The 13723-nt window shown below is 42.4% G+C and carries 13 protein-coding genes (1 of these 13 cut by a window edge); all 13 read left to right on the top strand.

Translation table 11 applies throughout. The features are described 5' to 3' along the window. Positions 1 to 4 precede the first annotated feature (4 nt). Positions 5 to 2527, top strand: a complete 2523-nt coding sequence (locus AC0LWJ_RS04965; RefSeq protein WP_474237473.1) for a phage tail spike protein — start codon at positions 5 to 7, stop codon at positions 2525 to 2527. A gap of 214 nt (positions 2528 to 2741) precedes the next feature. Beyond that, positions 2742 to 3317, top strand: a complete 576-nt coding sequence (locus AC0LWJ_RS04960; RefSeq protein ID WP_474237472.1) for a hypothetical protein — start codon at positions 2742 to 2744, stop codon at positions 3315 to 3317. Further along, complete coding sequence (locus AC0LWJ_RS04955) at positions 3314 to 5782, top strand: glycosyl hydrolase family 18 protein (RefSeq protein WP_474237471.1); 2469 nt, start codon at positions 3314 to 3316, stop codon at positions 5780 to 5782. Before AC0LWJ_RS04960 ends, AC0LWJ_RS04955 begins: the two co-directional genes overlap by 4 nt. An 87-nt stretch (positions 5783 to 5869) precedes the next feature. Continuing rightward, the gene (locus AC0LWJ_RS04950) at positions 5870 to 6289 is read left to right on the top strand and encodes a phage holin family protein (RefSeq protein ID WP_028306864.1); all 420 of its coding nucleotides are present in this window, start codon (positions 5870 to 5872) and stop codon (positions 6287 to 6289) included. After that, positions 6286 to 7290 (top strand): N-acetylmuramoyl-L-alanine amidase, encoded by a 1005-nt coding sequence (locus AC0LWJ_RS04945; RefSeq protein ID WP_474237470.1) that lies wholly within the window; start codon positions 6286 to 6288, stop codon positions 7288 to 7290. The genes AC0LWJ_RS04950 and AC0LWJ_RS04945 overlap by 4 nt, the downstream gene beginning before the upstream one ends. A gap of 53 nt (positions 7291 to 7343) precedes the next feature. Next, complete coding sequence (locus tag AC0LWJ_RS04940; RefSeq protein ID WP_059031384.1) at positions 7344 to 7562, top strand: SHOCT domain-containing protein; 219 nt, start codon at positions 7344 to 7346, stop codon at positions 7560 to 7562. 61 nt (positions 7563 to 7623) lie between these two features. After that, the gene (locus tag AC0LWJ_RS04935) at positions 7624 to 9192 is read left to right on the top strand and encodes a recombinase family protein (protein WP_474237469.1); all 1569 of its coding nucleotides are present in this window, start codon (positions 7624 to 7626) and stop codon (positions 9190 to 9192) included. Continuing rightward, positions 9156 to 9647 carry a recombinase family protein gene (locus AC0LWJ_RS04930; protein ID WP_474237468.1) on the top strand — a complete coding sequence of 164 codons (492 nt, stop codon included), beginning with the start codon at positions 9156 to 9158 and terminating at the stop codon, positions 9645 to 9647. The genes AC0LWJ_RS04935 and AC0LWJ_RS04930 overlap by 37 nt, the downstream gene beginning before the upstream one ends. Beyond that, positions 9610 to 11178: a recombinase family protein gene (locus tag AC0LWJ_RS04925; protein WP_474237467.1), complete on the top strand. Its 1569-nt coding sequence runs from the start codon at positions 9610 to 9612 to the stop codon at positions 11176 to 11178. The genes AC0LWJ_RS04930 and AC0LWJ_RS04925 overlap by 38 nt, the downstream gene beginning before the upstream one ends. Before the next feature lie 153 nt (positions 11179 to 11331). After that, on the top strand, positions 11332 to 11478 hold the full coding sequence (locus tag AC0LWJ_RS04920; RefSeq protein WP_028306869.1) for a hypothetical protein: 147 nt from the start codon (positions 11332 to 11334) through the stop codon (positions 11476 to 11478). Positions 11479 to 11606: 128 nt separating this feature from the next. Next, positions 11607 to 12653 carry an IS30 family transposase gene (locus AC0LWJ_RS04915; protein WP_474237466.1) on the top strand — a complete coding sequence of 349 codons (1047 nt, stop codon included), beginning with the start codon at positions 11607 to 11609 and terminating at the stop codon, positions 12651 to 12653. A 312-nt stretch (positions 12654 to 12965) separates the two neighbouring features. Beyond that, positions 12966 to 13340, top strand: coding sequence for an ArsR/SmtB family transcription factor (locus AC0LWJ_RS04910; RefSeq protein ID WP_005584884.1), 375 nt, complete (start codon positions 12966 to 12968; stop codon positions 13338 to 13340). A 13-nt stretch (positions 13341 to 13353) separates the two neighbouring features. Further along, a protein-coding gene (locus AC0LWJ_RS04905; protein WP_474237465.1) for a heavy metal translocating P-type ATPase crosses the window boundary here: on the top strand, positions 13354 to 13723 show its beginning. Its footprint extends 1991 nt past the window's final position; 370 of the gene's 2361 nt are visible here — the first part of the coding sequence; the start codon lies at positions 13354 to 13356; the stop codon falls past the right edge of the window.

Raw genomic sequence — 13723 nt, 5'->3', positions numbered from 1 at the left:
TAACATGGCGATAAAATCAATTCTAACGAGCCAAGAGGATTTTACCGGTGAGTTTCCTGTAACATCAAGGACGTCTGCTTTATGGCGATTTAATGAAAAAACACCAGACGAAAATCTTCAGCTTATGGATTCATCGGGACATGGCAGACATTTTACCATCTCCGGCTGGTCAGGTACATCAGCAAACCTTATTGCTGGAAGATTCGGAAGATACTTTAGGCAAAATATTGTTAATCCGACTTCTGAAAAGACCCATCTTATAGCAGAAAATGATGGGAGTTTCTTTAGCAATCTGGGCGAAAAGATTGTTGTAGGCGGTTGGATTAATCCTACCACCTATTCGGTCGGCCAGACATATATACCCATATTCAATACCCGCCAAGGACCTGGTCAGCCAATTCTTTATGTTTCACTTTATCAAGGAAGACTTAGGCTGATGTTGTATAACTCCTCCGGCACACTAATCTACGACCAGAGTGAAACAGCTACCATTACCTTAAAAAACGGCGGCTGGTACTTTATCGCCTCCATCATTGAAGTAAGCAACAAAAAGGTACAGAACATCATATGCGATCGCAGCGACGGGGCAACCTGGGTGTCGCCTGTGCGTTCCTTTTCGGGAGAGCTGAATCGGGAATGTATAGCAGACATTATTATGGGGATGCATGCAAATACCTACTACTATGCCGGAGGCTTCGACGACTGGTTTCTGGAAACGGACTCACAGCTTACAGCTGATGATTTGCTGTTATATTTTAAGTCGTCTTTACATGCAAACGGTGGGGATGCGGCTTCGGATGTAGATGCTTTGGCAGAGCCTGGCGCAGTCACCCTTAAAGCAACAGATGGCGAGTATCCTGCAAGTGGCGTACTTTATACAAGGGCGGTTCCATGTGCATTATCGGGCAGCGGTCGTGTAGCTGTGACAAGCGAATATACTGCAGGTGTTACTTCAGTGTCTCTAGTAGAGACCAGCACAAGCGATGATCTTGAAGAATGGTCTGCATGGCAGGCTGTGGGAACCAGCGGTGAACTTCAATCGCCAAATCGGCAATATATAAGGTTCCGTGTTACCCTTACCAGCAGCGATCCGTTGAAGACGCCAAAACTTCTGGAAATACAGCTTCATGATATACCGAAAGCGCCCTATGAGAAATTAGGCTTTGCCCGTCCTGTGATTTTGGACAAAAACGGAGCATGGGAAGCTGTTCTTGAAAATGCCTTTGATATCATTGTCACTGGTGAGGTGAACGGTGCGGATACGCTGGAATTCAAGCTTCCGTTCCATGATCCAAAAAGAAGCACACTGGAAAATGAAAAACAAGTGCAAATCGTAAATGACATTTACCGGATCCGAACCTTAACGGACAATAAAAGCGAAGATGGGCGTGTTATTACGCAAGTATATGCTGAAGCGGTATTTTACGATCTGTCTTTCAGTGCGGAAAAAGAACCTAGAGAATTCAATGCAGATACTGCAGATGTTCCGATGCAATATGCACTTTTGGGTACAGGCTGGACAGTAGGAAATGTTACTGTCACTACGAAACGGACATGGCAGTGTACAGAAAAAAATGCCTTATCCATCCTTCGCACCGTACAGAATATTTATGGCGGCGATCTGGTGTTTGACAGCGCCAACCGCCAGGTACACCTTTTGACTTTTAGTGGTACTGATAGCGGAGCGCTTTTTTCATATAGAAAGAATTTGAAAAGTATTCAGCGGGTAGTCGATACACGTGAATTAGTGACAAAGCTCTATGCTTATGGAAAGGACGGATTGACCTTCGCTTCAATTAATGGAGGTAAGGAATACGTGGAAGATTACACTTTTTCCAGTGAAGTGAGGGTGTCGACGCTTGATTGTTCGTCGTTTACAAATCCGTATCAGATGCTGGAATATGCAAAAATGCGGCTTGCAGAATATTCGAAGCCTCGCGTTTCTTATGTACTGTCTGCAATGGATTTATCTGCGCTAACCGGTTATGAGCACGAAGCATGGAAACTGGGTGATATTGTTACAGTGGACGATAAAGAACTAGGCCTTTTGGTAAAGACTCGTGTTGTGAGAAGGCAGTATAACTTGCAGGAACCATGGAAAACAGTGATTGAGCTTTCAACTAAACTGCGGGAACTTGGCGATTCTTCAGCACAGTGGGACAAGGCAGCGGATGCGCTGTCCTCAGCAGAGTTGGTAAACCGTCAGGACATTAAAGATATGGTACCATTCAACCATCTGCGCAATTCCAGAGCGGATGATGGTTTTGCCTACTGGGTCAATTCCGGCTTTGAAGTGGATACTGAGAATGGTGTTTCGGGAACTGCTTCCTTCAAGGCTGTTGGTGTACCTGGTATGACAAAGAGTCTGTCACAGACGGTATACCCAGCAACACGTAAAAGTTATACATTTTCAGCGCAGATTGCTTCCGAAAACCTTGAAAAGGGCGAAAACGGCCAGGTGGGCGTTGAAGTGGTTATTGAATACGAGGACGGTACAACAGAAACAAGATTTATAGACCTGATTTGAGGGTGATGATATGGCATATTTCAATCAGATTGCACACAGTATTTCTCCCAAAAGTATCAGCAGAGTCAAATCTATCACCATCAGGCTGTGCGTCACTGACTGCACCGGCACAGTGTACTTTACAGACTTATTGCTTCAGGGCGGTTCGGTTTCCACTGGATGGATCGGGCATGTATGCGAAATTCAGTGGACATTAGACGGGTAGGTGAAATGGATGCAGTTTTCAAGATTTACAGAAACCATACAACTAAAAAGCAATAAACATGTGGTGGACGTTACTGTGATTCTCAAGATTTCCGACTGTACCGGAATAATCTATTTCACCGACCTGCAGCTTCAGGATGGAGATCAGTTGACAGGCTATACCGTCCACACGAGCAAAATGCTAACGAAAATGCAGGAAAACGGGCAGCCAGTTCCGCCCCGGCATTATAACGGTGTGGTGCGAACAGCGGAGACTGTAATTTTATTCAACCTGGGTAAAACTTCTGCTGGTCTTGACTGCTATATCTATCCTATACAGGATATGGCCGCAGGAAGTATTGAAATATCCCAAGGTATGGGCGCGCATAAGGTAAGGTTTCTTGACTCGGTTAACGCAGGCGATGAGCTGACACTCAAGGCTTCCACCCGCCAATGCCTAAAAAACGGAAGTCAGACTCCTAAGGATGGGTTTTATCAATATTCTGCGGCATGGGACAGCAAACATACAGTGAAACTGGAAGAGAGAAAATCGGCGCGGGTGCTCTTTGAATTTCAGGAGATGCAGGAAGGCGGTGACCGGTTGTGAGGGATTTCTTAAAAGGCAAACGTTGCATGGTGTGGAGTTTTATGGGTAATGCCCGAATGTATGAGGCGCTCAGAGACTACGGCGACCGCTTTGATACGGTAGGCATTTTTACTTTTGAGGTTGACGAAACAGGCACAATTACTGAAACCGGTACAAGCATCAGCAGCATGCTTCCGTATATTCAGAAATGGCCTCATATTAAGTGGCTGCTCACAATTATGAATCATGGAATAGCCAATATTTTTACTGCACTTCGCAACAACGAAAACGGTGCAAAGGATAAGTTTCTCACTGAAATCATCCGAATAATGAACAAGCATCCATGGTGCGCTGGGGTAGATATTGACCTTGAGCGCGGTGGAGGTTATGAAAACAAGGATGCGGCGAATGCACTATTTAGGGATATATACAATACAGTTAAGTCTTATGATGCAACAAAGCTTGTCAACATCTGCCTGCCTGGCATGACCGGCGTTCAAGGCTCGGTGGGCGGTGAAAACTGGTGTGTTTATGCCGATCTTAACGACTATTGCGATACCGCCGCCATCATGAGCTATGGCATGGCATGGGCGGGCTCTGCTCCCGGCCCAGTATCTCCTCGTGACTGGCTTGAGGGCATATATGATTATGCTGTTTCCGTTATGTCACCCGACAAGATATTCATGGGATTGCCTGCTTATGGTTGGAACTGGAGGATTCATGATACACCTGAAAACCTTGGAATAACCTATCGAGGGGTGTCTAATACCTACTATGCGGCAAAATACTGGATGACTGGGGTTTACAATTTCACAGGCGATGCACCGCCCCAGCCGTTTATTCCAATTGTGGCTTACTGGGATGACTATAACAAAGTACCTTGGGCTCTTCCTCATGTATATGACTATATGGAAGGGTGGGATGCTATATCCTGGGAATATCCGCTGCTAAAAGGGGTTTATAACAGGCGAAGATATTTGACAAGCTATGGCAAGGAGCAGAAAGCGGAGTTCGGAACCATTTATATTGACAGGAACGGAGTTCCGGATGAATACGAAGGAAATGTCATTATTACTGATGAGATGGCCTCACTTGGAGATGACCAGGCGTCAGCAGAGTACCGTTTTGAGATAAGAGAAGCGGGATATTACGATATTGCAGTACAGCTTTGCTTTCCTTACTGGGACAAAAATGCGATTATCGTTTCCCTTGATGGTGAATCAAAGACTTTCAGCGAGAACCGTTTATGGTGGCCATACTGGAGAAGAGTTTGCTGGTTGACACTTGCAAAAGGTGTATTTCTCCAAGAAGGAACGCATGCTGTCAGCATAAGCGGTGGTGTGCCGGGAGTCCAGTTTTACGGTTTTAGGGTTTGCAGTGGATTTTCGGAGTATCCCTTTGCCGGTGAAGCCAGCTTTATGCTCTCTCCTCGTCGGTTCAAGGATGTAAATGGTGTGATGGTTGAGCCGGATCGAGGTTTTAAACTGACATTTGAAATGTTGCGAAGAAAACCCGACTCGGCGCTTATTTGGTATGAGGATTTTCGGGACAGGAACATCCTGCCTGAAAATTACTGGACTGTGTTGGACGGCGAATGGGATGTTTGGCAAGACCCAGACAGCACAGAAAGTCGCCCATATTCCCAGCTCGAGGGATATGGCAAACTTGCATGGAAATACGACGGGTTTTCCGATATTCATATCCGGGCAAGGCTGGCTTTCCCTCAAAATAGCAGTGGACGGGCTGGGGTGTTCCTTGGGGATATTTTCTGCTGCTTAAATTATGACACGCAAAGAGTCGAGCTTTATCAAGGTAATTCCTTGCTTGGTAGCTATTCCACCAGTTTCTCAAAAACTGCAGATGCCGATCTTCGTGCTAATCCGAATATGTATACTATAGAGATGCGAAAACGCGGCAATAAGGTAAGAGTATATTCTGGTGCAGCTTCAACCCTGCGTTTCACAGTGAATGTAATCGGTGGTAGTGGTTATGCAGGGTACTGCTCGGACAACCGGACGGTATGCGAGCTGCTGCGGCTGGGCGATGCGTGGGTATATGAACCATACGAGCGTTTTGATGTGGAACTTCCGGATGGAAATATAACCAGCTTTGGCAGGCTTGCTCGCACTGGTGTCACTTGGGATGATGAATTTCAGGTGTTTTCAGTAAATAGCGATGTGGAGGAATCGGCAACTCGCAATGAGGACATTTCGATGGATTATGATTTTTTCCACTCGCAGCTTTTGACGCTTTCCTGCGGTAATGACTATGAAGTAAAAGTTATACCAAAAGACATCAATATCTGGATATCCCGACTTTTTCTCGGAGATGCGGATGGTTTTTCTATTCTGTATTACCAGGATGTGGATAGCCTTGTTTACTGGGCAAACGAAGCGGCTTATCGATGGAAATTGCGAGGTATAGCCATCTGGTCGCTTGGGCAGGAGGATATGCGGCTGTGGGAGGCGCTTCCGAAGCAAATATAGGTTAAAAGTTTTATATATTCAGCGCTTTGCTTTAAGGCATGGCGCTTTTTTATATGCAAAATTCAAGTTGAACGGAGGGTTAAGACAATGAAAACGGTATGGAACTGGGTACAGGCGGTTTTTACTGCTATTGGTGGATTTCTTGGCTGGTTTCTTGGAGGGCTGGATGGATTTTTATATGCACTCATCGCTTTTGTAGCCATTGACTATGTGACCGGAGTGATGTGTGCCGTTGTAGACAGAAAGCTTTCGAGTGAAGTCGGGGCCAAGGGCATCTTTAAGAAAGTGCTTATTTTTGTACTTGTAGGAGTAGGACACATCATCGACAGCCAGGTGCTCGGCAATGGCGGGGCAATCCGGACAGCGGTGATTTTCTTTTACCTGAGTAACGAGGGAATTTCAATTCTTGAGAATGCAGCACATATAGGACTGCCCATTCCTGAAAAGCTGAAGAACGCATTGGAACAACTGCATGATCGCTCAAATGAGGAGGATGAAAAGAAATGAAGCTTTTTACTAAATACATGACGCGAAACGATTGCTATACAGCAGGCCGCAAAATCACGCCTAAAGGAATCATGGTACATTCGACGGCTGTGCCGGGTGTAATGGCGGCTGAGTGGTTTTCCCGTTGGAACAAATCTTACAAGGCCGGCGAAATAAATAGGCAGGTATGTGTTCACGCTTTTGTAGACGATAAAGAGGTTTGGCAATACCTGCCTTGGGATCATCGCGGGTGGCATGCGGGAGGAGCAGCAAACAATACACATATTGGCTTTGAAATCTGTGAGCCTGCTGGGTTTTCGTATAAATCCGGGTCGGTAATGGTGGGTTATGATGCAGCAAAGCAGGAAGATTATTTCCGTAAAGCGTGGCAGAATGCTGTTGAACTCTGCGTTATGCTCTGCAAGAAGTACGGTCTTAATGAGAATGACATCATCTGCCACTCCGAAGGATATAAGCTCGGTATTGCCAGCAACCATGCTGATGTGATGCACTGGTTTCCCAAGCATGGGGAGAATATGGACACTTTCCGTAAAGCAGTAAAAAAAGCGCTGGAGAACAGTACAGATATCAATACTGATATTGGAATTGGAGATATGGTGGAGTTTAAGGTCAGTGTAAAGAATTACTACCCCGGCAGTGTGGAAGTTCCAACGTGGGTCAAAAATGACTATTACCACAGGGTCACACAGACTTTATACAAAGGCAAGCCGGTCATAAAAGGCGGCAAAGAATGTGTATTGCTTGGCAAAAAGGTTAAGAAATCCGGCGGTCAAGAGATTGCAGGCATAAACACTTGGGTAGCAAAAGAAAACCTTGTAATTGTAAACAGCATTCCTGATAACAAGTGCAATAGAACCTATACAGTGCAAAAAGGCGATACCTTATGGAGAATAGCGGAAAAAGAACTCGGTAGAGGAACAAGATATCCGGAGATTAAGAAACTCAATGGTCTGACTTCAGATACTATTTACCCCGGACAAGTTCTGAAATTGCCGGAATAACGATAAAGGACAGCCAATCGCGGCTGTCCTAAGTTTTTATAGGAGGTGCTTGAATGATAGAGGCGGCTAATCATTTACCATATAACCCGCAGGAAACGAACTATTCAAAGATAACACAGGAGGAAATTCAAAGAGAGGTTGATTACTGGCGGGCATATAAAATCCTGCAAAAGATGCTTAAGGCGGGACTGATTTCAGAAGAAGAATTCAACAAAATCGACAAGTTGAACCGCAAAACTTTCTCGCCGATGTATGCACAGCTTATGGCCTAATTAGCTTGCTATTAGCGGCACACAGAGGTAACATGTCACATGCCCAAAGGAGGTGAAAACAGTGAGAAAGGTAACAAGGATTGATGGAAACAATGCTCTCCAAGCTTTCAAGCCAAAGGTGAGGGTAGCGGCTTATTGCAGGGTTTCAACAGACAGTGATGAGCAAATGGCAAGCCTGGAAGCACAAAAGGACCATTATGAATCCTATATAAAAGCAAATCCTGATTGGGAATTTGCAGGGATTTATTATGATGAAGGCATATCAGGCACAAAAAAGGAAAACCGAACTGGACTTTTGAGACTGCTTGCAGATTGCGAAAACAAAAAAATTGACTTTATTATAACCAAGTCAGTCAGCAGATTTGCCAGAAACACAACCGACTGCATTGAAATGGTGCGAAAACTTACCGTTCTCGGTGTTTTCATCTATTTCGAGAAAGAGAATATAAACACACAGCGCATGGAAGGCGAATTGGTGCTGACAATTTTGAGCAGCCTTGCAGAAAACGAGTCATTATCCATTGCAGAAAATAGTAAGTGGTCTATCAGACGTAGGTTCCAAAACGGAACATACAAAATTTCGTATCCTCCCTATGGTTACGATTATGTGGATGGAAAGCTATTTATCAATAAAGAACAGGCTGAAATCATAAAGCGGATTTTTTCCGAGGCTTTGGACGGTAAAGGCACACAGAAAATTGCAGATGGGCTAAATTCCGATAAAATCCCAACAAAGAGAGGTTCACACTGGACAGCGACAACTATCCGCGGCATTTTAAGCAATGAAAAATATACTGGGGATGTCCTTCTGCAAAAAACCTATACAGATGAGAATTTTAAGCGGCATTATAATCATGGGGAAAAAGATCAATACATGATAAAAGATCATCATGAAGCCATTATATCCCATGAGGAATTTGAAGCCGCCCAAGAGATATTAAAGCAAAGAGGAAAAGAAAAAGGTGTAATTAAGGGAAGCAGTAAGTATCAAAAACGCTACCCTTTCTCAGGAAAAATCAAATGCGCAGAATGTGGCAGCAATTTTAAGCGTCGAATTCATGGCAGCGGTGACCGTAAATATATTGCATGGTGCTGCACAAAGCACATAAAGGACGCATCAAGCTGTTCCATGAAGTTTGTCAGAGAGGATGCGATCCATCAGGCCTTCGTTGTAATGATCAATAAGCTTATTTTCGGTCATAAGTTCATTCTAAGGCCATTGTTGCAAAGCTTAAAGAAGACAAATTACTCAGATAACATAACAAAGATTCAGGAGATGGAAGCAAAAATCAAAGAAAATACAGAGCGAGTTCAGGTGATTATGGGACTTATGGCCAAAGGATACCTGGAACCCGCTCTTTTTAATACACAGAAAAATGAGCTGCTCAAAGAAGCAGCCATATTAAAAGAACAAAAAGAAGCCATAAAACGAGCAATCGATGGGAGTCAGACTATCCTTGTTGAGGTTGAGAAGCTTCTTAAATTTGCAACGAAAGCTGAAAAGCAGATTGATGCATTCGATAGCAAAATATTTGAGGATTTTATTGAAGAAATCATTGTGTTTTCACAAGAAGAAATAAGTTTCAAAATGAAATGCGGGTTGAACTTAAGGGAAAGGTTGGTGAAATGATGAGCCATATACCTTTTGGATATACCATTCAAAACGGCAGGGCTGTCGTTAATGAAGAGGAAGCAGTTAAGATTGAGAAACTATTTGAGGCTTATCTTTCCGGGCTTTCTTTAACCGATGCGGCTCAAAAAGCGGGCATTAAGCGTTACCACACATCTGTTGTAAGAATGCTTTCAGATAAACGGTATGTTGAAGACAAATTCTATCCGCCAATTATCAGCAGGGACACATTCGAAAAAGCACAACTGGAAAGACGCAGGCGAGCAAAGGCGCTTGGCAGGATTTATGAACATAATGGAAATGAAAAGAAATGCATGAATTTTAGGTTTCATGCTTCAATGCCAGATAATCTATACGATGATCCATTTCAGCAGGCAGAGTATGCTTATAGTCTTATTAAGAGCGAGGTGATTTTAGATGACAACCAGGAATGTTACGGTAATTCCCGCCCGTAAGCGAATTGGGAATAGTGCAAAGGCCGAAGAATTGCCCAAGCTTCGGGTAGCAGCTTACTGTCGTGTTTCTACGGACAGCGAGGAGCAGGCAACTAGTTATGAAGCGCAAATTGAGCACTACACAAACTACATCAAAAGCAATCCCGAATGGGAGTTAGCCGGCATATTTGCAGATGAAGGCATTACCGGAACCAACACAAAAAAGCGTGAAGAGTTTAACCGGATGATAGAAGAATGCATGCAGGGCAAAATCGATATGATAATTACGAAATCTATCAGCCGGTTTGCCAGAAATACCCTGGATTGCCTAAAGTACATAAGGCAGCTTAAAGAAAAAAATATTCCGGTTTACTTTGAAAAGGAAAATATAAACACATTGGATTCCAAAGGGGAAATCCTGTTGACCATTATGGCGTCTTTGGCACAGCAAGAAAGCCAATCGTTAAGCCAGAATGTAAAACTGGGTATTCAGTACCGATATCAGCAAGGAAAAATCCATATCAATCATAACCGGTTTCTTGGCTATACAAAGGATAAGGATGGCAATTTAGTTATCGTACCTGAAGAAGCAGAGATCGTTAAACGCATTTACAGAGAATACCTTGAAGGTTCCAGTATGCTACAGATAGCAAGAGGTCTGGAAGCTGACGGAATTCTGACAGGTGCAGGCAATCACAGATGGCATACCAGCACCATCAATAAGATTTTGAGGAATGAAAAATATATCGGTGATGCGCTGTTGCAGAAAACCTATACAGTAGATTTTTTATCGAAGAAAAGGGTGGCCAATAACGGCATAGTTCCTCAATACTATGTAGAAAACAGCCATGAGCCCATAATCCCGCGTGAAATTTATATGCAGGTTCAGGAAGAGCTTGTCCGCAGAAGATGTGTGCATATAAGTAAGAACGGAAAGAAGAGAAACTACAGCAATAATCATCCCTTATCCCAAATGGTGTTCTGCGGCAAGTGTCATGAAGTATTCCGCAGGGTTCATTGGAATAACCGAGGGAAAAAATCCATCGTTTGGAGATGCGTCAGCAGATTGGAAAACACCGGTTTGTTTTGTACCGCTTCCACTATACTTGAAGATACTCTCAAAGAGAAGATTGTAGAAGCTATCAATATAGCCGTCAGCGGGAAAAACTCTTTCCTGGCCATACTGAAAAAGAATATTGAAACCGTATTAAACGAGGATTTGGACGAGAGTACGGCAGATATTGATAAAAGGCTGGAAAAGCTTCAAGCCGAGTTGATCCAATTGGCAAATTCAAAGGAAGCATATGATAATATTGTCAATGAGATTTACCGCTTACGGGACTTAAGGCAAGAAACCCTTTCAAGAAACGCTCTCCGTCAAGATAAGCGGGATCGGATCGCTGAGATGACGGACTTCCTTAATATGCAAACCGGTGGTATTACGGAATTTGATGATAAACTGGTTAGAAAACTAATTGAAAAGGCAACTGTATATAATGACAGGCTAGTGGTAGAGTTTAAGTCAGGGTTAGAAATAGAAGTAAACCTATAAGCTCGTATTAAGATAGCCGCCAGTAGGGGAAGAGTACTTATACTATTATAAATAACTACAGGAGACATAATTGGATTACCGATTGCGGGAGCAGAAGCAAAATGCGCTGGTTAAAAATGCAGAGCGTGAAGGAAGAAGCAGCGAATAGCTGAAATGACAGACTTCTTGAATGAACAGTCCTATGAGCTGGAGGAATATGATGAGCAACTGGTAAGGCGGCTTATTGAAAAAGTTACGGTATTTGATAATAAGCTGACCGTTGAGTTTAAGTCTGGAGTAGAGATTGATGTATTAATTTAAAATGAACCTGACCGCGGTTCGTTGTAAAATTAAATGCAACAGGTAAAATGCAGCAAAAAACAAACAACCATAGTGAGAAATCATGTATGATTTAGGTGTCAACTCCAAACATACAGGAGGTCTCTACTATGGCTGTTCAATCTAAGTCTACCACAACTGCACGTTCTTTTAAACACCTAAATGTTTATGAACGGGGCCAAATTGCCGCTCTCTTAAAGGAAGGTAAAACTCTACGTTATATTGCTAACAAGTTAGGACGCTCACCAAGTACAATTAGTCGCGAAATTAAAAGAGGAACCACAATTCAAATGCGTTCGGATTTATCAACTTATGAAGAATATTTCCCTGAAACCGGGCAGGCGGTTTACGAAAAAAATCGCATGAACTGTGGAGCGAAGTGCAAGGTGGCTCAGGTTGAAGATTTTCTAAAATTTGCAGAAGATAAGATACTGCACGAAAAATGGTCACCAGATGCAGTTGTTGGTTCATGCAAAAGAGATCCTAAGTGGCAGGAAGCTGCCATTGTCTCTACTAAAAGTTTGTATAGTTATATAGACCGAGGGTTGCTAAAAGTCCGAAATATTGATTTAAGTCTTAAACTTAGATTAAAGCCTAAAAGTAAAAGGGTTCGTCAAAACAAACGCATGATGGGAACAAGCATTGACCAAAGACCAGAAGAAGTACAACAACGCCAAACTTTTGGCCATTGGGAAATTGATACTGTAGTAGGTAAACGAGCAAATGATGCAGTTATTTTAACCCTAACTGAACGAAAAACCCGTCATGAGCTGTTATTTCTTTTGGATGCAAAAGACAGTAATGCTGTTAATAAGGCACTTTTAGCGCTTAAGAATCGCTACGGTGAACAAATAGCCAAGGTATTTCGTTCTATTACAGCAGACAACGGTTCCGAATTTAGTGAGCTATCCGAAACCTTAAAACCATTAGGAATTCAAGTTTACTTTTCCCATCCTTATTCCTCTTGGGAAAGAGGAACTAACGAACGCCATAACGGACTTCTACGCCGTTTTATACCTAAAGGAAAAGCCATTAAGGATCTTTCGGCAGCAACAATAGAACGCATACAAAACTGGCTAAATAAGCTTCCACGTAAAATATTAGGTTATAAAACGCCAGAAGAATGTTTCCTTGAGGAGCTATATAAAATAGCTTAAGCCCCCTTCTTCTTGGGAATTATAGAGCTCATTTGAGGGTTGTCAAGGGTAAAGACTTCATCTTGCCTATCGGCAACCCTTGACAACCCTTTGCATTCGCTCAATAAAATAGCCAAGAAGGGGCTTAAAACTGTTCTCACCCTTTAAAACCTAAAATCATGATGATTTTCACTAGAGGTGTTGCATTTAATATTGCAATTTAGATTGAACAATTACTCATATGTTTTTATTGACAAACGGAGAATTGAGGTTTATAATATATATGAAAGCTTATTCAAGTGTTCAATTGAATGATAAGGAGGTGATATAAATATGGCAAAAAAAATTCAACCAATTGAAAGATGCGACTGTGATGTAATACATGAGGAAATTGTAAATAAAGTGCGAGAAAAAATGCCTCAAGAAGAAACTCTATATGATCTAGCAGAACTATTTAAAGTTTTTGGAGATTCAACAAGAATTAAGATACTCTGGGCATTAGATGAATCAGAGATGTGCGTTTGCGATATTGCATTCTTATTAAATATGACCCAATCAGCAATTTCACATCAGCTAAGAGTCTTAAAGCAGGCTGAACTAGTAAAGAGCAGAAGAGAAGGAAAGATTGTATTCTACTCTCTTGAAGATGAACATGTAAAGCAAATATTTGACCAGGGATTAATTCATATTTCAGAAGAAAGTAAGTAAAGGAGGGTCAGTAATGTTAAAGAAGGAAGTAATTTTAGAAGGTTTAGATTGCGCAAATTGTGCAGCTAAAATTGAAGATGAGGTTAATAAATTAAATGGAGTCAAAGCCTATATGAACTTCATGAACAAGACATTGACTTTAGAAATTGAATCAGAGCAAGAGTATAAGAATATATTACAGCAAGTTAAAACCATAGTGCACAAGCACGAACCGGATGTGGTAGTGAAAGAAAAATCCGTTAACAAGAGCAATAAAATAGTATTAATACTTGAAGGACTTGGCTGCGCGAATTGTGCAGCTAAAATGGAAAAAGAAATAAGCGGTCTAGAAGGAGTTGAATTTGCTGCAGTAGATTTTGTTTCGAAGAAACTAACACTGGAAA

This window comes from Aceticella sp. 75b-Ac, from assembly GCF_056032965.2.
Note: the sequence above shows the minus strand (reverse complement) of the source record. Positions and strands in the feature narration are given on the sequence as shown.